This is a genomic window from Chromohalobacter sarecensis (genome assembly GCF_023061135.1).
GTDB classification, from domain to species: domain Bacteria; phylum Pseudomonadota; class Gammaproteobacteria; order Pseudomonadales; family Halomonadaceae; genus Chromohalobacter; species Chromohalobacter sarecensis.
This window is the reverse complement of sequence record NZ_JAKGAN010000001.1, coordinates 131484-151674: the sequence shown is the minus strand read 5'-3', so window position 1 is coordinate 151674 and position 20191 is coordinate 131484. Positions and strand designations below refer to the sequence as shown.

Genomic DNA, 20191 nt, shown 5'->3' with positions numbered 1-20191 from the left:
CGCCAACGGCGCTTATGCTGGCCGCCAACGGCTCTTAATCCGGCTGACGCCAGCTCTTATTTCGGCTGACGCCGATGCCTATTCCGGCTGACGCCGACTCTTATTCCGGCTGACGCCGGGACTGGGCCAGCAGACCGTTGAGGTTCGCCGCCTTGGGCTTCACCAACCAGAAATGGCGGATGAAGTCGGAGAAGTCCTCGAGGATCGCCGCGCCCCGCGCGGAGCCGGTTTCGGCGACGTATTCCTCGAGCATCTCCCGCAGGTGGCGCCGGTAGGCTTCCATGACCTCGGTATTGATGCGATGGATCTCGACCAGCTCGTGGTTGTACTTGTCGACAAAGGTGCGATCTTCATCGAGTACATACGCGAACCCGCCGGTCATGCCCGCCCCGAAGTTGATGCCGGTCTCGCCGAGCACCGCGACCAGGCCCCCGGTCATGTATTCGCAGCAGTGATCGCCAGCGCCCTCGATGACCGCATGCACACCGGAGTTGCGCACCGCGAAGCGTTCGCCCGCCGTGCCCGCCGCGAACAGCTTGCCGCCAGTCGCGCCGTATAGACAAGTGTTGCCGATGATCGCCGTCTTGTGGCTTTCGAAGCGGCTCTCGCGAGGCGGCACGATGACCACCTTGCCACCGTTCATGCCCTTGCCGACATAATCGTTGGCATCACCTTCGAGATAGAGCTGCAGGCCACGCGCGTTCCACACCCCGAAGCTCTGCCCGGCCACACCGGTGAAACGCGCAGCGATCGGCGCGTCTTCAAGCCCGCTCTCGCCGTAGCGCTTGGCGATCTCGCCGGAGGCTCGAGCCCCCACACTGCGGTCGCAGTTGGTGATCTGGAAGTGGAACTCACCACCCGATTTGGCCTCGATGGCCGGCAACAGCGCCTCCAGCATTTCCTGGTTCTTGGCGCCTGGATCGTGCGGCTCGTTACGACCGATCTGGCAGAACTGCGGCGCGTCCTTGGGGACATGATCGTTCTGCAACAACGGCATCAAATCGAGCTTGCGCTGGGACGCCGTCTCGCCCTCGAGGATCTCGAGCAGATCGGTGCGCCCGATCAGGTCGGGCAACTGACGCACACCGAGCAGTGCCATCAGCTCGCGGACTTCCTCGGCGATGAAGCGAAAGTAGTGCTTGACCATGTCCACGGTGCCGCGGAAATGCTCGTCGCGCAGATGCTGGTGCTGAGTGGCGACGCCGGTGGCGCAGTTGTTGAGGTGGCAGATACGCAGGTATTTGCACCCCAGCGCCACCATCGGCGCGGTGCCGAAACCGAAGCTCTCGGCGCCGAGAATCGCCGCCTTGACCACGTCGAGGCCAGTCTTCAGGCCGCCATCGGTCTGCAGGCGAATCTTGTCGCGCAGGCCGTTGATACGCAGCGCCTGATGCACCTCGGGCAGGCCCAGTTCCCACGGGCTGCCGGCATGCTTGATCGAGGTCAGCGGACTCGCCGCCGTGCCGCCGTCGTAGCCGGAAACGGTGATCAAATCGGCGTAAGCCTTGGCCACGCCGGTGGCGATGGTGCCGATGCCCGGCTCGGAGACCAGCTTGACCGAGACCTGGGCCGCGGGGTTGACCTGCTTCAAGTCGAAGATCAGCTGCGCCAGGTCCTCGATGGAATAGATGTCGTGGTGCGGCGGCGGCGAAATCAGCGTCACCCCGGGCACCGCATAGCGTAGCCGAGCGATCAGTTCGTTGACCTTGCCGCCAGGCAACTGGCCGCCCTCACCGGGCTTGGCGCCCTGCGCGACCTTGATCTGCAGCACCTCGGCGTTGACCAGATAGGCCGGCGTCACGCCAAAGCGCCCGGAGGCGATCTGCTTGATCTTGGAGCTACGAATCGTCCCGTAGCGCGCCGGGTCCTCGCCGCCCTCGCCGGAGTTGGAGCGCCCGCCGGTCTCGTTCATGGCTTGCGCCATCGCCTCATGAGCCTCGGGTGACAGTGCGCCAAGCGACATCCCGGCACTGTCGAAGCGCGGCAGCAGATTCTCGACCGGTTCGATTTCATCGAGCGGCAACGGTTCGGGGGCTGGCTTGAGCGTCAGAAGGTCGCGGAGAGTGGCCACCGAGCGCTCATTGACAGTCTGTGCGAACTGCTTCCACTTGGCGTAGTCGCCGCTTTGCACTGCGCCCTGCAGTTGCATGACCACGTCCGGGTTGTAGGCGTGGTATTCATGATCGTGCACGTACTTCACCAGACCGCCCTGACGAATTCCCTTGCGCGGAATCCAGGCGTCACGGGCCAGCAGTTCCTGCTGCAGTTGCAGCTCGGCGAAGCCGGCGCCTTCGATACGCGACGCCATGCCGGTGAAGCACATCTCCATGACTTCAGACGACAACCCCACCGCCTCGAACAACTGCGAACCGCGATAGGAGGCCAGCGTCGAGATCCCCATCTTGGAGAGGATCTTGTAGAGCCCCTTCTGCAGGCCCTTGCGGTAATTTTCACGGGCGTCCGCCGGGTTGCCGGTCAACTCGCCGGTATTGTGCATGTCGGCCATGACCTGGTAAGCCAGATACGGATACACCGCCGTGGCCCCCACGCCGAACAGTACCGCCATCTGATGGGCGTCGCGGGCATAACCGGTCTCGACCACCAGGTTGACGCGCGGCCGCAAAGCCTTGCGGCCCAGATGATGATGGATCGCCCCCACCGCGAGCACGGCATGGATCGGTAGCTTGCCGCGCTCCAGGTCGGCGTCCGAAAGCACCAGGATCACCTTGCCCTCGCGAATTGCGTCCTCGGCCCGTTGACACAGGCCGAGCAGCGCCTGCTTGAGCGTCTCGCGCTCAGGGTCGTAACTCAGGCTCAGCGTATGGCTGGCGAATGCCGGGTCCTCCTGGGTCACCAAGGCGGTGAACTTGCGCGGCGAGAGCACCGGCGTGGTCAAGATCAGGCGGTGGGCGTGTTCGGGGGTCGCCTCGAAGACGTTCAACTCGGCGCCGCAGCAGGTTTCCAGCGACATCACGATCGCTTCGCGCAGCGGATCGATGGCCGGGTTGGTGACCTGGGCGAACTTCTGTCGGAAGTAGTCGGTCAGCAAGCGTCCATGACGCGACAGCACCGCCATCGGCGTATCGTCGCCCATCGAACCCACCGCCTCCTGGCCGCCCTCGGCCAGCGGACGCAGCAGCTGATCGCGTTCTTCGAACGTCACCTGGAACATCTTCTGGTAGACGTTGAGCTTGTCGCCGGCCATGGGCTGGAAACGCGCCAGCTCGGTCAGCGCGGACTCCAGATAATGCGCATGCTGCTTCAGCCAGCGCCGGTAGGGGTACGCCGAGCGCAGACGTTCGTCGACATCCGGCGTGTGCAGCACCTCGCCGGTGTGGGTGTCCACGGCGAGGATTTGCCCCGGTCCCACGCGGCCCTTGGCGATGACGTCCTCAGGCTTGTAGTCGTAGACGCCGATCTCGGAGGACAGAGTGATATAGCCATTCTCGGTAATCACCCAGCGCGCCGGGCGCAGTCCGTTACGATCGAGCATGCATACCGCATGGCGGCCATCGGTCATCACCAGACCGGCGGGGCCGTCCCACGGTTCCATGTGCATGGAGTTGTATTCGTAGAAGGCGCGTAGATCACCATCCATCGTCTCGACGTTCTGCCAGGCCGGCGGCACCATCATGCGAATGGCGTTATAGAGATCCATCCCGCCGGTCAGCAACACCTCGAGCATGTTGTCCATGCTCGAAGAGTCGGAACCCGACGTATTGACGATCTCGTCGAGTTCGGTGATTTCCGGCAGCAACGGCGAGAGGAAGTTTTCCTTGCGCGCGTTGGCCCAGCCGCGATTGGCTTCGACCGTGTTGATCTCGCCGTTGTGCGCCAGGAACCGGAAAGGCTGCGCCAACGGCCAGCGCGGCGCGGTATTGGTGGAAAAGCGCTGGTGGAAGACACAGATCGCCGTATGCAACCGCTCATCGCCCAGATCACGGTAAAAGGTGGGCAGGTCCGCGGGCATCATCAGGCCCTTGTAGGACACCACCTCGGTGGACAACGAGCAGATATAGAAGTCGTCTTCATCCTTGAGCGCTTGCTCGGCATAGCGCCGCGCCATGAACAGGTCGACATTGAACGCCTGGGTGTCACGCTCGCTATCGGCCTCGACGAAGATCTGACGAATGCGCGGCAGGCACTCCAACGCCATGGGGCCACACACCGACGCATCGGTGGGCACCTCGCGCCAGCCGCTGACACGCAGTCCACGTGCCGTCAGTTGCGCCTCGAGTACCTCTCGCGCATGCGCCTCGCGGGCATCGTCATCGGGCAGAAACAGACTGCCCACAGCGAAGCGTTCGCCCAGCGTGACGCCCAGCTCCTCGCTGGCCACGGCACGCATGAAGTCGCTGGGCATCTTGAATAGCAGACCGCAGCCATCGCCGGTCTTGCCGTCGGCGGCAATGCCGCCACGGTGGGTCATGCAAGTCAGGGATTCGATCGCGGTCTTGAGCAGGTCATGACTCGCCTGCCCTTCCATGTGGGCGATCAAGCCGAAACCGCAGTTGTCACGGAACTCGCCAGGCTGGTGAAGGCCTCTCATCATGGGCGTGCCTCACAATTTTTGAAAACTTGTGTCCAGAAATAATCGTGTTATGCTTTTCGGTTATCTTTTATTTTTAAGGGGTGAAAAGCTCGTCATTCGATGACGCATCGGACGTGAAAAAGGCCGACCAGCATAGCCCCTGCCCCCTACTCAAGCAATTCCACGACCCGCCTCTCTGCCTCAAAGCCGCGCAAAATCGCGGGGTTAGCCGCATAATTTGGCTAAAACACCTGACATGTCAACGCGTTAGCAAGCTGGAACGCATGAATCCCGAAGCATGCGACTTTAGTCGACATTATCGCTTCAGCTCATGCCGATCCTGCATGAGGCATGCCGATGCAGGCATATTGTCGCGTGAAAACCGTCGTTGCACAAACACGGGCGGGGCGACGCAAAACGCCTTTCGAATACGCAAAACGCCTGCCGAAGAGGCAGGCGTCACGCGTCGATCAAGGGAGAGACACACGCGTCAGGCGCGGGGGAAGTCGGCGAGCAGCGACTCGAGCATATCCGACGGGGTGTCGTCGTAGACGCACGCCTCGCCCAGGCTGGACAACAGCACCAGGCGTAAGCGGTCGTCGATATTCTTCTTGTCCAGGCGCATGGTGGCGAGAAAGTCATCGGCACTCATCGCAGCCGGCGCCGTCACCGGCAGGCCGGTATCGGCCACCAGCGTCTCGACACGCGCCATGTCGTCGGCGGCAAGCCAGCCAAGACGCTGCGACAACGCAGCGGCCATCAGCATGCCCGCGCCCACGGCCTCGCCGTGCAGCCAGTTGCCATAGCCCTGATGCGCTTCGATGGCGTGCCCAAAGGTATGCCCCAGGTTGAGCAGCGCCCGTTGGCCCTGTTCGGTCTCGTCGCGGGCGACGATCTCCGCCTTGATGGCGCAGCTCCTGAGGATGGCCTCGGTGAGCGCCTCGACATCGAGCCCGCGCAGCGCCGGCATGCGCGCCTCCAGCCAGGCGAGGAAGTCGGCATCCTGTATCAGGCCGTACTTGATGACCTCGGCAAGTCCTGCGGAGAGCTCACGGGCCGGCAACGTAGCCAGCGTACCGGTATCGATCAATACCGCGCGCGGCTGCCAGAAGGCGCCGATCATATTCTTGCCGCGCGGATGATTGACGCCGGTCTTGCCGCCCACCGAGGAATCCACCTGCGACAGCAAGGTCGTCGGCACCTGTACAAAGGCCACGCCGCGCTGATAGCACGCCGCGGCGAAGCCTGCCATGTCGCCGATCACTCCGCCACCAAGCGCCACCAGCGTGCAACGCCGATTGAACCCCGCCGCCAGCAGCGCGTCCCAAATGCGCTCGACACTGGCCAGAGTCTTGGTGTGCTCGCCATCGGGCAGGATTACCTCGCGCACGTCGCGCACGTCGCGGTCGTCACCGCTCAGCGTACGCTTGAGGCGCTCGAGATAAAGCGGCGCCACGGTCTCGTTGGTGACGATCATCACCTGACGTCCGGCCAGGTACGGCACCAGCATGTCTGGCGCATCGAGCAGCCCCGGACCGACATGGATGGGATAGCGCCGGGCATCGAGTTCGACATGCAGACGTTGATACGGCAATGCGGACGAAGCGGTCATGATCAAGCCTTTAGATCGAGTGGATCGGACAGACGCTTGGTGCGACGAATGATCTCGTTGACCACCGCCCTGGGTCCGCGCCGGTCGGTACGGACCGTCAAATCGGCGGTGGCGCGGTAAAGCGGATCACGCTTGGCGAATAGATCGCGCAGCACCTGCTCGGGATTGCCTTGACGCAACAGAGGGCGGTTACGGTCGCGGGCCGTACGCCGAATCTGCTGTTCGACCGAGGTCGCCAGATACACCACCGTGCCACGCTCACGTAGCGCCTGGCGGTTATCCTCGCGCATCACCGCACCGCCGCCAGTAGCAAGGACAATGGCCTCGCGGCCGGCCAGCTCCCGCAGCATATGGGTTTCACGATCACGAAAGCCACGCTCGCCCTCGACATCGAAAATCCAGGCAATATTGGCACCGCAGCGCGCTTCGATTTCGTGATCGCTATCGAAAAACTCGCGCTTCAACTCGGCTGCCAGCAGGCGTCCGATGGTGCTTTTCCCCGCGCCCATGGGGCCGACGAGGATGATCGTGGGCAGATCCTGCATCAGCGATTCGCCTGTTCGTCTCCGATGATCTTGGGAGTAATGAAGATCAACAATTCTACCTTTTCGTTGGATTCCTGGGTATAGCGGAACAACGACCCGATGAGCGGTAAATCGCCAAGCAGCGGCGTCTTGTAGAGATTGCGCAATTGCTCAGACGTCAGTATGCCGCCCAGCACCACGGTCTCGCCATCATTCACCAGCACCTGGGTCTCGATGGAATTGGTATCGATCGCCGGCGCGCCATCGTAGCTGCTATCGGAGACGGTATCGTTGTTGATCAGCAAGTCCATGACGATGCTGCCGTCGGGAGTGATCTGCGGCGTGGCCTCGAGTGACAGCACGGCTTCCTTGAATTCCACGTTGGTCGCCCCGGAGGACGTCGACTCTTGGTAGGGGATCTCCTGGCCTTGCTTGATTACCGCCTTTTTCTGGTTGGCAGTGATGATCTTGGGCTGGGAAATGGTCTGGCTCTTGCCCTCACTTTCCAGGGCGCGCAATTCCAGGTCGAGCAACACGTCGCCGGAAAGATAACCGAAGCTGAATGCCGAGCCGCTGCCATCGCTATCGCCCAAATCGACGGACAGACCGGCGGAGCCGCGATTGGCACCACTGGGGTTGCGATCGACCACGCTGCCCACGCCATCTTCGTCGAAGGTAACCCCCTGGCTTTGCGAGACGCCCCAGTTGACCCCCAACTCCTGGGAGGCAGTATCACGGGCGATGACGATGCGTGCCTCGATCTGCACCTGACGCACCGGCACATCGAGCTTGTCGAGCATGTCACGGATCCCCGCCAGTTGATCGGGCGTGTCACGCACCAGCAAGGTATTGGTCCGCTCATCGACCGTCACGCGGCCACGCTCGGAGAGCAGACCGAACCCTTCGCTGCCACGCAGCATCGTGGCGAGATCGGTGGCCTTGGCGTAACGCACCTGCACGTACTCGGTCCTGAGCGGCGCCAACTGCTGGGACTGGGCGCGATTTTCCAGCGCCTGGCGCTCCATCTGCGCCAGCTCATCGGCGGGCGCGACCACGATCACATCGCCCTCGCGACGACTGGCGAGGCCATGACTCTTGAGAATCAGATCGAGCGCCTGATCCCACGGCACCTTCTTGAGATTGAGCGTCACGCTGCCCTGAACGCTATCGTTGGCGACGATATTGATCCCGCTAAAGTCGGAAAGCACCGACAGCACTTCGCGCACTTGAATGTTCTGAAAATTGAGGCTCACCGGCTCGCCGTCATATTCCTGCGCGTCGTTCTCTAACGCACGCGCATCATCAGCGCGCGGCTGTACCTCCACGATCAATTGATCGCCGCGTTGCGTGACCAGGTGCTGAAAGGCCTCGCGATTGTCGAGCGTCAATGTCACGCCGTCCGCGTCGGACTGTGGCACGATGCGCGACACCGGCGTATCGAAATCGCTGACGTCGAGAATACTGTTCAACTCTTTAGGCAGCCGCACACCGGGCAACGTGACCTTCAAGGTGTCACCTTCGGTGTCCGTTTCGGGCATCACCCCACCGTGGTCGAGCGTGACCACCAAGCGCCCGCCGCCATTATCGCCACGCCGAAAATCGAGATCGCGGATGCGCGTCAATGCAGTAGAGCGTTCAGCGGTGTCCCCGCCCAGGCGCACACGAAGACGCTGCCCCTGACGCTGGGTCGAATAGGGCAAAGGCGCGTCGAGACCGAACACCAGACGCGTACGCTCGCCCGTCTCGGCCACGCTGACCTCGCGCAACCCAGCGCGATCGATACCGAAGCGGCGCTGCTCGAGCTGATTTTGCGTTGCCGGCAGGTCAACGACGAGCTGCGCCGGCGAATCGCTTCGGTAGCTATGCGGCTCGGGCGCCGGGCCATCGAACGCCAGCAGCGCATCGATTCCGCCATCTCCGCGCTGGGTGAAGTCGAGCGATGTCAACGTCGCCGCCTGTCCCTGGGCACAGACGACCAGCCCCACGAGGCAGAGCCCGCCCATCAGCCAGTCGCGCAGCGTTCGCATCATGTGGTTCTCCAATACTTGTTCGTACCGCCATCACTCGGCGGCTTGCGATGAATCGTTGAATTCCAGGGTGCGTTGCCGCTGACGCCAAGCACCGCCGCCATCGCGCACTCGCTCGACCAGCTCGACGCCGGCGTCATCAATCGCCGTGACACGTCCGAAATCGGTCCCCAGATAGTGACCTTCGAAAAGACGGTAAACGTTGCCATCAGGCGCGCGGATCAAGGCCGATGGCTGCCCGCCCACCGTCAAGGTTCCCACCAACTCGAGTCGTTCCAGCGAAAAGCGCTCCAGGGGCTCACGCGGGCGCTGACGATCGGGGCCATTGCCCTGCGGCGAGGCCGCAGTCCCTTCCTGCGTGCGGCGCTCGGCACTGAACGGGCTGCGCTGCTGGACCTGCGAATAATGCGCCGTGCGATACACCGGCGCGGGAGGAAGCGATTCGATATTGCCCTCCGGCCGCTGGCGCAGGGCATCCAGGTGCGCGTCCAGGGCGGTCATCTCGGCATCGCGACAACCATTCAGCAACACCATGCCGACCAGCACCGCAAGCAGACCACCCCAGCGCCGGGAAATCGTCAGCCATTCAGTCATCGTCACGCCCCTCGGCCTTGGGGTCAGCGTCATCGCGGTAGCTGTAAGTACGTGCCAATATCGACAGACGCAGCGTATCGCCATCGTCCACCGGTACTAGCGAGAAGTCATGCAGGGTGACAATACGCGGCAATGCCGCCACGCTGGCCAGGAAGGCGGCAATATCGTGATAGCCGCCCCGCACCTGGATATCGAAGGGCTGCTCGATGTAGAAGTCTTGTGGCACCGGCGAGCGCAGCCGGATCGATTCGATGGCGAGCCGATGATCCTGCGCCGCATCGCTGATGTCATCCAGCAGCGCCGGGATCTCTGTGCCGGTGGGCAGCATTTTCAGCAATGCCTGCATGCGCGTGTCGAGCTCCGCCATCTGCATGCGCATCTGCTCGAGATTGGCCGCCTGGTAAGCACGGGTTTCGTATTCCTGGAGCAGTTCGCCCTCGCGTCCCTGCAAGCTATCGAGGGTCTCCTGGCGCGGCACGGCGACGTACCACTGGGCCACCCAGAAGATGGCCAGGAACAGCGCCACCAGGCACATCGCCTGCAGCAACGCCGGCCATGTGCCGGCTTCCTTGAGATCCAGGTCGCGCCACTCGACCTCACGCAACTGTCGCCACTGTGAGCGCAGACTCATGGCGCCTCCTCGGCATCACGGCGAGGCGTACGCGCCTCGACACTGAGGTTGAAACGCTTCAACGCCGCATCGCCGTCACCCGACTGCACGTCGGAAAGCGCCGGCGTCCTGAAGTCTGGCGAGGCGGCCAGCTGCCGCAATTGCTCGGACACACGTCGATTGGAGCGCGCCAGGCCGCTGAGCTCGAGTCGGTCGCCATGGCGTACCAGGCGGTCGTAATACACGCCGTCGGCCAGCGTCGCCGCCAACTGATCGAAGATGCGTACCGTTTGCGGACGGCTGAATTGCAGCTCACGGATCAGGCCGATCTGTTCGAGCATCCGCCCTCGCAATTGGCGATAGTCCTTGACCGTGTCGATGTCCTTTTCGAGTGCTTCCATGCGGCGCTCGATCAGGGCCAGGCGACCACGTTCGGCATCGATCCCCGCCTGATACCAGCGCGATACACCCAAGGCGCAGAGCAGCGCCAACACCGCCACGCCTATCAAGGCCATGTAAAAGCGCCGCGTACGCCGCTGCCGATGCGCCTCTCGCCACGGCAACAGGTTGATTTCGATACTCATCGACGCCCCCTCATCGCCAAGCCGCACGCAGTGAGCATCGCCGGCGCATCGCTGGCAAGCGCCTGCACGTCGACGCGTGACGCCACCCGCATACGCTCGAACGGGTTGGCCATCACCACCTCCAGCCCGCTTTGCGCCTCGAGCCGTTCACGCAGCCCCGGAATGACACTCGAGCCACCCGCCAGCATCAGGCGCTGGATATCACGCGGCTTGCCCGAGGTGTGATAAAGCTGCAGCGAGCGGCCGATTTGCTGAATCAGCATGTCGATGAATGGCACCACCACTTCATGCTCGTAATCCTCGGGCAAACCGCCGCGCTTCTTGGCCAGCCCCGACTCTTCGAGACTCAGGCCATAGCGCTTGCGGATCTCCTCGGTCAAGTGGCGACCGCCCAGCACATTATCGCGGGTATAGGCGATGCGCCCGTCGATGAGCACATGGAAGGCGTTCATGTTGGCGCCGATATCGACCAGCGCAACACAGTCTCCCGCCTGGTCGGACGGCGCCTCGTCACGCAGCAACTCACTGGCCGCACGCTCCATGGCAAAGGATTCCACGTCGACCGCGGCGGGCTCGAGGCCGGCACGGCGAAGAACGTCGGCAAGATGATCGACGTCCTGCAGGCGGCACGCCACCAGCAAGACATCTTGTTGATCGGGGTAGCGGGCGTTGAGCCCCAGGCGCTGGAAATCGAAGGCCACTTCATTGAGCGGAAACGGGATATGGCGCTCGGACTCGAGCTGAATGCGGGCCTCGATCTCGTCGTCGCTGAGCGTCACCGGGTAGGTCAACGTCTTGGTGATCGTGGCACTCGCGGGCACCGCCGCCACCGCACGCCGTGAATACGGACGCGCATGCTCGACCGCACGCGTCAACGTTGCGGCCACCTCGTCGAGATCGCGGATGCGCCGCTCCACCACCGCGCCTTCACGCAACGGGCGCACGGCGTAGCTGGCGATACGCTGGCCCGCCCCCGTATGATCGAGCTCGATCAACTTGACGGTGGCTGAGGTAATATCTACCCCTACAAGGCCTTGTTGGGACTTTTTAAACCGCCACACTGTCATACCCCTGCGATATTCTTCGGCGTGGCGTGGCGCTCGGTATTGTCGTTCGTCGAGCCAACCCGCTGCCCCTGTGCCGAGGCAAGCCGCTTTATTATCAGCGTGCCACACTATCGTATGAGGCACGCCACATTGCGTAAGGTTACATTATGCATGCTGCCGTGACAGTCGATTTGCATCAACGCTAGCCCCTATGCGGCTGCGTTCTTATAATGGCGATGGCAACGGATTGCACCATTCATTGCGGCCAGACCGCCACCCAAGACGACGGAAAACGCCTTTTCATGAAGCTTTTCAAACGTTTGTTAACGTCCATCCTATGGCTGATAGTGTCTTTGGGGCTGGGCTGCGTACTGGCCATCATCGGCGCCGGTATCTATTTCGCCCCAGGCTTACCCGATGTTCGTCAATTGCAGGACTTCGAACTGCAGACACCGCTACGCGTTTACACGCGTGACGACAAGCTGATCGGCGAGTTCGGCGATCAACGGCGCATGCCGGTCAGCTACGATGACATCCCCCAATCCTACATCGATGCCCTGCTGGCCGCCGAGGATGCCAGTTTCTTCGAACACCCCGGCATCGATCCCAAAGGGCTTGCACGCGCGGCGATGGAGCTTGCCACCAGCGGCAACATTCAGTCGGGGGGCAGCACCATCACCATGCAGGTGGCGCGCAACTACCTGTTGACGCTGGACCGCACCTTCACCCGCAAGATTCGTGAGATCCTGCTGTCGCTGCAAATGGAGCAAGTGCTCGACAAGCAGGAAATCCTCGAGCTCTACGTCAACAAGATATATCTCGGGAATGCCGCTTACGGCATCGGGGCGGCCGCCGAAGGCTACTACGACAAACCTCTCGCAGAGCTCGACTTACCGCAACTGGCCATGCTCGCCGGTCTGCCCAAGGCGCCCTCGGCGCTCAACCCGCTGAATAATCCCGAGCGCTCGTTGATTCGCCGCAACTGGGTGTTGCTGCGCATGCGCGAACTCGGCTCCATCGACCCGATTCAGTACCAGGCCGCCGTCAAGGCGCCGATCACTGCGCATCGGCCACGCTCGCAGTACGAGGTCAATGCGCCATACGTCGCCGAAATGGCGCGTCAATATGCCGTGGAACGCTTCGGCGACAACGCCTACACCGATAACTACCGGATCCAGACGACCATCGACAGCCGCCTGCAGGCCTCCGCACGCGACGCGTTGGTCAACGGGCTCATCGATTACGACACTCGCCATGGCTGGCGCGGGGCCGAGGAAACCGAGATTCCCTCCAGCCTGGTGGAAGCCCAGGACCGCACGGACTCCCAAGGGCTCGAAGAAGAGCTGTCCGAATCCCCGGAGGTCATGGAGACCGCACGCCAGGCCGCCAAGAGCAGTGAGGAGTCGGTCGAAGGGGTCGATGGAGATGTCAGCAACTGGGTCAAGGTACTCGACCGTACCCCCCGTCACGGCCCGCTCGAGCCAGGTATCGTCGTGGACACCGAGGGTCGCCAGATGCGTGTTCTGACACGTGACGATGGCGTCGTAACGCTTGGCTGGGACGGACTCGATTGGGCGCGTACGTACCACAGCGCCGAGTGGCGCGGCGAGACACCCGCCAACGCCGAGGCCATCGCCCAGCGTGGCGACCTGATTCGTGTCATGCGTACCGACGACGGCGACTGGCGCCTCTCGCAGGTGCCGGGGGCCCAGTCGGCAATCGTCATCATGGACCCGCAGACCGGCGCCATTCGCGGCCTGCAAGGTGGCTTCAGCTTCTCGTCGAGCAAGTTCAACCGCGCTATCCAGGCGCAACGCCAGGCCGGGTCGATCTTCAAGCCCTTCATCTATCTCGCCGCGCTGCACAACGGGATGAATGCCGCCACGATCATCAACGACGCCCCGGTGGTCATGTCCGATGTCGGCGGTGACTGGCGCCCTGAAAATGCCGAGGGCGAATTCCGCGGCCCTACGCGCTTGCGTGTCGGCCTCTACCAGTCGCGCAACCTGGTCACGATTCGCGTGCTGCAGTCGCTAGGCCTGGATAACACGCTGGAATTCCTGACGAACTTCGGCTTCGCCAAGGGCCGGCTACCGCATGGCCTATCGCTCGCCCTGGGCAGCGCATCACTGACACCGCTGGAAATGGCCAATGCTTATGCCGTGTTGGCCAACGGCGGCTTCAAGGTCGCGCCGTGGTATATCCAGTCGGTCACTCATGGCAGCCAGAACGAATTGGTCGAGGAGGCCAATCCCGTGGTGGCATGCCGGGAGTGTGATCCCGACCAGAAGACCGTGGTGCTCGATGGCGAAACCCGCCGCGTCGCCGAGCGCGTGGCCAGCCCCGAAGAGATGTACATCATCCGCGACATGATGCGTGATGTCATCGAAAAGGGCACGGGACGCGGCGCCCTGGATCTCAACCGCCCCGATATCGTCGGCAAGACCGGCACCACCAACGATCAACGCGACGCCTGGTTCTCGGGCTTCAACGACGACCTGGTCGCCACCGTCTGGGTCGGCAAGGACGACAATTCCACGACCGGGGAATACGGCTCGCAAGCCGCCTTGCCGATCTGGAAGTCATTCATGGGGCAGGCGCTTCGCGGCCAGCCCGAGAGCATGCCCTCGCGCCCCGACGATATCGTCAAGGTCCGCATCGACCCCGAGACCGGGCTGCGCCTGCACAACGATCAATCGGGCGGCATCCAGGAAATCTTCCGCAAGGACAATCTACCCGGGTATAAGCCGCGTTCGATCCAGCCCGAACTCGAAGATAGCAGCGGCTCCCAGGGCACCGGCACTTACGATGCCATTTTCTAGTCGACTCCCCATGGGTGGCCCCAACGGCCACCCCATGAGCGCGCCAGCTCCCACACCACTGATCGAGAACCGTTTTTGAAAGGGAGTTCATCATGCTCGTGTCGCGAGGCTCGCGATGGTCATTGTTATTATCAGTAGCGCTCGTCATGCTGCTCGGCGGCGCACTCCCGGTGCACGCCGACTTGTTCTACGCACCGCCTGCGCCGCAGGACGATGCCCCCAAGATGAGCGGCGAGGCCGAACTCGGCTATACGCGCCTCTCCGGGAACAGCAACAGCCGGACGCTGCTCGCCAAGGGGCGTCTCACCTGGCTGACGGGTCGCCATACACATACGCTGCGCGGCGAGACGCGCAGCGTTCAGGAAAACGATGAAACCAGTACCGAGCAGTACCTGCTGGGCGGCCGCGAGCGTTATGAGCTGGAAGGCCCCCACTATCTGTTCGGTTTCGGACGCTGGGAAAAGGACCGCTTTAGCGGTTACGACTACCAGTTCACCACCATCGGCGGCTATGGCCGCCAGTGGCTCGACGGGCCGATGCATACGCTGTCGACGGAATTCGGCCCTGGCTATCGTCATGACGCCTACCAGGACGGCAAGGAAGAGGATCTCGGCCTGGCTTACGCGGCGCTCGACTATCGCTGGAATATCTCGGAAGGCGCCTACTTCGAGCAGGCAGTTTCTGTCGAAGCGGCCGAGCCCAACACCACGACGCGCTCGATTTCGTCGCTGACCTCCCAGCTCAATTCGCATTTGGCACTCAAGATGTCGTTTGAGGTCAAGAACAACACGAATCCGCCGGACGACGCCGAAGCCAACACCGACCGTACTACCTCAATGTCACTGCTCTACAGTTGGTGACGCCAACCAGCCCCACAACCACAAAGGGCCGCTCCGGGAGCGGCCCTTCGACATCATGATGGCTGTTCACGACACGCACTATAGCGGCCCGTAAACGTCCTTGATGCTGGTCAGAGGATAATGCGCCGGATAGGGTTTGCGCGCCACGCCGCTATCTACCGCGGCTTGCGCCACCGCCGAGGCGACCCTGTCGAGCAGCCGGGAATCCAGCGGCGTGGGAATGATGTAACCGCGCCCGAACTCCAGCGACTCGATGCCATAGCCATCCAGCACCTCGCGGGTCACCGGCTCACGCGCCAGATCCTTGAGGGCATGCACGGCCGCCACTTTCATTTCTTCATTGATACGCGTAGCGCGAACGTCCAGCGCCCCACGGAAAATGAAGGGGAAGCCCAGCACGTTATTGACCTGATTGGGATAGTCGGAACGCCCGGTGGCCATGATCACATCGTCACGGGTCTCGTTGGCGACGTCCGGATGAATCTCCGGGTCGGGATTGGAGCACGCAAAGACCACCGGACTCACCGCCATGCGCTCGAGCTGCTCGGGCTTGAGCAGATTGGGCCCGGACAGCCCTACGAAGACGTCGGCCCCGTCGATAGCATCATCCAGCGTACGCCGCGAGGTCTGGGTGGCGAACATCGCCTTGTACTGGTTGAGATCGTCACGCTCGCTGTGCACCACGCCTTTGCGATCGAGCATGTAGATATGTTCGGCGCGCGCGCCGCACGACACCAGCAGCTTCATGCAGGCAATAGCCGCCGCGCCCGCGCCCAGACAGACAATCTTGGCCTCATCGAGGCGCTTACCGGCAATATCCAGGGCATTGAGCAGTCCCGCAGCCGTGACGATGGCCGTGCCATGTTGATCATCATGGAAGACCGGAATATTGCACTGCTCGATCAACGCCTGCTCGATTTCGAAGCACTCCGGCGCCTTGATATCCTCGAGATTGATGCCGCCCCAGGTGTCGGCGATGCGTGCCACGGTATCGATGAACGCCTGCGGACTCTCGGCATCGACCTCGATGTCCACGGAATTGATGCCCGCGAAGCGCTTGAACAGCACGCCCTTGCCTTCCATGACCGGCTTGCTGGCCAAGGGCCCCAGATTGCCCAGGCCGAGGATCGCGCTACCGTCGGAGACCACGGCCACCAGATTGCCCTTGCCGGTATACAGGTAGGCGTTTTCCACGTCCTTGGCGATCTCGCGACACGGCTCGGCGACGCCGGGGCTATACGCCAGGGATAGATGTTTCGATGTCTCGGTGGGCTTGATCAATTCGACGGATAGCTTACCGGGAATCGGCTTGGCGTGATAATCCAACGCTGCCTGTCTTTTTTCGTCACTCATGAGCTTTTTCCAATCGTCTGCATGGAGGCATGATCGCCAGAATATAGAAAAATATTCCGCCAAACAACTTATGCCAAGTTCGCGACATTAAAGACTTTTAAGCGACCGTTTGAAGCAATTACCAGCCATTTGTTGAATCTTATGCCTGGCCAATCAGGCATAAAACAAACCTTATCGGAGCCTCGTTTTCGACTCTAATCAGGCAAGAGGTGAGATTGCTCCCACTGTCCTTCCTGCATCACTCTGCCGGCAGCAGCAGGACGAGAGCCGGCTGAGAACGCGATGGGGTTGGGGAAGTTACGGTCTGTTTCAAAAAAAACTTTCATTTTCGAATGTGGAGCCCTGCAAGGCGCGTTGGTAAACTGAAGGCCTTTCCAGCCTATTCGGTCCAACATCTCCATGGACCAAGGATAGCCAATACTTGTTATAAATTACCGGTGTTCTAAGGTTAACAATGCCGGATTTGAACCCAATTACTGGACTGGCAATGCACAGACTAATTTTATCACCCGGGATCCGACAGCCGCCTAAAATAAAAAGATACGTATGAGGCATCCTCGGCGAGTCCTGTTCATGTCATGCAGCCATCGAGCACAGCATCCCGGACATTATTAAAAACCATTCTCCCATGCAGCCCAAAATTTATGACAATGAACTACTTTCCCATCGCTTTATCAGACGTGCTTTTTTACAGGTTGCGGCGAAAGTCACTCCGAAACCGGGAGCAGCGTTTGGTTATACTTTACCGTCATTTTCTCCGTGCCTTTCAGCAAAGCACCAGTGCTGATCAGACGCTGAGCTTGATATTCCGTGGCCTGGTTCGGACTGGAAATGAATCTCTCAAAGCATTACCCGACGCTTGGTGGCCAGAGTTTTTCCGATATGTAACAAGTACTAATCCGGACGGAGGTGAGTCTTCTGAGCAGGTTCTTCTAGAAATTGCCGAGACGTTGAATAGCGAGCTTTTGGAAGCAGATCGTTGGCTTGATCTGTATCGGATATGTCTGTTCTCGGGCTTGTTCCGACTCGGCTTACAGGTGAGATATAAAGCGGAAGGTGCGATTAAGCGTGAAGCTTCTTCCAAGTTGGGAGGCATACGATCGCAATGTCTCGCCTTGGCCGTGTCCCTTGAATCGGGGGAGACCGAGGAGGCAACAGCCGCGCTGGAGCGGTTGGCGCGACTTAAGCTATCTGAATACAAACTGGCTCAAGGATTCTGGCTGCGTGATCTGCTTTGTAGCAGGACGAAGACCACTCTTGTGGAAGCTTATCCTGGACAGTCTCCTCTGGAGCATCACGCCGAGTTGTCGATGCTGGATGCCGCAAAAGGATGCTCTATTGCGATGGTGGGCCCGGTTGCCTCATCAGTGGAGGCAGGCCCCGAAATTGATGGCTTTAACTTGGTCGCAAAATTCAATTATCGTGGTGGAGAGCAAGGCTGTGATCCCCTGACCCAGGGTCGGCGAATCGATATTTCTTACTACAATATTGATCAGGCAAAATATATCGCCCAGCATTCCGATGCTGGCTTTCCGGCTAACCTTAGGTTCCCGGTTTTTATCAAGGCTAAAGGGTTCAGGGCGGTCAAAAAAGTCACTTCCGAAGGGCGGATCGTCAGGAATGCCCAATGGCTGTTACTGGATTCTGAGTTTCATGCCGGCACTAACGCGCTGGTAGATCTTTTCCGTTTCGAGCCCAAGAAAGTCAAGGTATTCAACTCTGATCTTATGCTGACGGCGGGGCGTTACCAAGGCTACTGGCGTCCGGGCACTAAACCGGTTAATTACTGCTTCTCGTTTTCCAAGACACATGATCCGTTCATGCAATTCAACTATCTTAAAAGGCTGTGGGCGTCCGGCTTAATAGAAGGCGACGCTCGGTTTGGAGCCATTATGGAAAACGGTCTTGAAGCCTACGTAAAGGATTTACAACGTGCGCATGGTGAGTCTGGCAGGCAGGTGCTAGCAGGGAATGAGGGATTGCCCGGTGCGTTATAACGACGAAAGGGACTCACTAAAGGCTGCGCTGCATCCGCAGTATCGAATGTTTTTTCATCTCGATCCACGAGTAAGTAACGAACTGCTGAAGGCCGTTGGGATGGTGTTACGTTGGCATTAAAATATAAAATCCGGGCATCCCGGATAGATACGATGAATCGATTGAAGTTCGGACGGCAAGCTCCTCGTTATGCCGAGCGCGTGTGGATCGATCCAGACCAGTGCAAACGCTATATTGAGGCAGCAGATCTATCCCGGCGCCTAGGCACCGGCGTTCGTCAATTATCCGGGCGTGTGGTCGAAACGTGGCCATCAGATTTGGAGAAATCACTCTGTAAACACCCCAAACTGACGTATTGCTTGAGGCATTGGCAGGAGGGAAAAAGCTGGGATGAGGCTGGTGGCTTGGAATTCATGCTCGAAGGAATTACCACTTCACCGACAGGCTATCTTGACGAGATGTGCACTAAGGAAGATATTGTAACACGCTTTGAAAGCTTGGATTCAATCTGGGCCGATGTGAAAGCGCGTGGTAGCCTGCCGCCAAGGAACGAACTGAAGCCCGGTAACTTTCGTGAAATTGGCGGAATCCTAGTGCATATAGGGCCGGATGGCGAGCCGCTGTTTTCAGGTGCCGGCTGCCATCGCTTTGCCATGGCATTGATGTTGGAGAAGCGTTTTCCGGCCCAACTTGGAATCATCCACAAGTCCGCCCTGGCTAAACTGCCACTGTTACGCCGTGCTGAATCCCGTGAATCCTAACCTACCGAGGGACAAGTTGAGACCAACCGTTGCCTTAATCAACGATACCAGCCTCTTCGAGGATCATTTTGGCTGCTTGCTCGTTGGTCAGACCTTTCGCGAGCAGTTTGCCCGAACGGGCTTGGATCTGAAGTACGCATTTCCCCGAGACTACGAACTGGATACTATCGCGCCCCTGCTGGAGAAAGTGGACCTGGTGGTGGTAAACGGTGAAGGGTCGATCCATCACGGTAAGCGCAATCACCTTCTGGATGTAGCCCGCCGTTTTCCCTCAGTGCTTGTGAACGCCGTATACCAGGAAAACCCAAGGAATGAAGCCCTAGATCGTTTTCTCTACCGTTCGGCCAGAGAATCGCAAAGTGCCGATGAAGTACGCCAGCTTGGTCTGCAATGCGATGTGACGCCGGATGTAATATTTGCCGCCATGCAGCTACGCTCATTCGTCAAACCGGATCCAATCGAGGATTTGGGTGTGACGGACAGTGTGCTAAAGAAGCGTAGGACTATCGGACCTATCCAGTTAAAAAAACAGGCCTATGGCTTCCGCCCCAATACATCTGTGGCTAACTACCTGCACACTCTCAGTTCCTACCAGCGCCTGTGCATCGGGCGTTTTCATGCCGTGGTAGCGGCCTCTGTGCTGGGTATCCCGTTCTCTTGCTGGGAATCCAATACCTGGAAAATTTCCGGGCTGATGCAGGATATGGGGGCACCAGAGTACTGCTACACGAATTTCTCCCAGGCGTTTGACAATGTACCAGCACTGTTTGACGACCGGATCCAGGTTTTTGCAGATGGCGCGGTAGGGCGGATAGAAAGCATGTTCGATAATATTGCCACGATCGCTGGAGGGGCGGCAGATTAAGAGG

The 20191-nt window shown here is 60.4% G+C and carries 14 protein-coding genes; 5 read left to right on the top strand and 9 right to left on the bottom strand.

Features of this window, described 5'->3' with window-relative positions; genetic code table 11:
• Positions 1–100 precede the first annotated feature (100 nt).
• The 8 genes from gltB to pilM form a co-directional block, all read right to left on the bottom strand.
• On the bottom strand, positions 101–4552 hold the full coding sequence (gltB, locus tag L1071_RS00720; RefSeq protein WP_246967483.1) for a glutamate synthase large subunit: 4452 nt from the start codon (positions 4550–4552) through the stop codon (positions 101–103).
• Positions 4553–5021: 469 nt separating this feature from the next.
• The gene (gene aroB / locus L1071_RS00715; RefSeq protein ID WP_246967479.1) at positions 5022–6143 is read right to left on the bottom strand and encodes a 3-dehydroquinate synthase; all 1122 of its coding nucleotides are present in this window, start codon (positions 6141–6143) and stop codon (positions 5022–5024) included.
• Between the two features lie 2 nt (positions 6144–6145).
• Positions 6146–6688: a shikimate kinase AroK gene (aroK, locus tag L1071_RS00710; protein WP_246898765.1), complete on the bottom strand. Its 543-nt coding sequence runs from the start codon at positions 6686–6688 to the stop codon at positions 6146–6148.
• On the bottom strand, positions 6688–8697 hold the full coding sequence (locus L1071_RS00705) for a type IV pilus secretin PilQ (RefSeq protein ID WP_246967476.1): 2010 nt from the start codon (positions 8695–8697) through the stop codon (positions 6688–6690). Before L1071_RS00705 ends, aroK begins: the two co-directional genes overlap by 1 nt.
• Before the next feature lie 30 nt (positions 8698–8727).
• On the bottom strand, positions 8728–9288 hold the full coding sequence (locus L1071_RS00700) for a pilus assembly protein PilP (protein ID WP_246967473.1): 561 nt from the start codon (positions 9286–9288) through the stop codon (positions 8728–8730).
• Complete coding sequence (locus L1071_RS00695; RefSeq protein WP_246967470.1) at positions 9281–9919, bottom strand: type IV pilus inner membrane component PilO; 639 nt, start codon at positions 9917–9919, stop codon at positions 9281–9283. The genes L1071_RS00700 and L1071_RS00695 overlap by 8 nt, the downstream gene beginning before the upstream one ends.
• A complete protein-coding gene (locus L1071_RS00690; RefSeq protein ID WP_246967467.1) occupies positions 9916–10482 on the bottom strand; it encodes a PilN domain-containing protein in 567 nt (188 codons plus the stop codon). The genes L1071_RS00695 and L1071_RS00690 overlap by 4 nt, the downstream gene beginning before the upstream one ends.
• Positions 10479–11549, bottom strand: a complete 1071-nt coding sequence (pilM, locus tag L1071_RS00685; RefSeq protein WP_246967464.1) for a type IV pilus assembly protein PilM — start codon at positions 11547–11549, stop codon at positions 10479–10481. The genes L1071_RS00690 and pilM overlap by 4 nt, the downstream gene beginning before the upstream one ends.
• A 281-nt stretch (positions 11550–11830) precedes the next feature.
• Here pilM and L1071_RS00680 point away from each other — a divergent pair, with 281 nt between their 5' ends.
• Complete coding sequence (locus tag L1071_RS00680) at positions 11831–14350, top strand: penicillin-binding protein 1A (protein WP_246967461.1); 2520 nt, start codon at positions 11831–11833, stop codon at positions 14348–14350.
• A 92-nt stretch (positions 14351–14442) separates the two neighbouring features.
• A complete protein-coding gene (locus L1071_RS00675; protein WP_246967458.1) occupies positions 14443–15210 on the top strand; it encodes a DUF481 domain-containing protein in 768 nt (255 codons plus the stop codon).
• 78 nt (positions 15211–15288) lie between these two features.
• Here L1071_RS00675 and L1071_RS00670 read toward each other — a convergent pair whose 3' ends face one another.
• A complete protein-coding gene (locus L1071_RS00670; protein ID WP_246967454.1) occupies positions 15289–16563 on the bottom strand; it encodes a malic enzyme-like NAD(P)-binding protein in 1275 nt (424 codons plus the stop codon).
• A 731-nt stretch (positions 16564–17294) separates the two neighbouring features.
• On the opposite strand from L1071_RS00670, the gene L1071_RS00665 reads away from it, so the two are divergent.
• From L1071_RS00665 to L1071_RS00655, 3 genes are all read left to right on the top strand, one after another.
• A complete protein-coding gene (locus L1071_RS00665) occupies positions 17295–18560 on the top strand; it encodes a hypothetical protein (RefSeq protein ID WP_246967451.1) in 1266 nt (421 codons plus the stop codon).
• 153 nt (positions 18561–18713) lie between these two features.
• Entirely contained in the window at positions 18714–19322 is a 609-nt protein-coding gene (locus L1071_RS00660) for a hypothetical protein (RefSeq protein WP_246967448.1), read from the top strand.
• 16 nt (positions 19323–19338) lie between these two features.
• Complete coding sequence (locus L1071_RS00655; protein ID WP_246967445.1) at positions 19339–20187, top strand: polysaccharide pyruvyl transferase family protein; 849 nt, start codon at positions 19339–19341, stop codon at positions 20185–20187.
• Positions 20188–20191 lie beyond the last annotated feature (4 nt).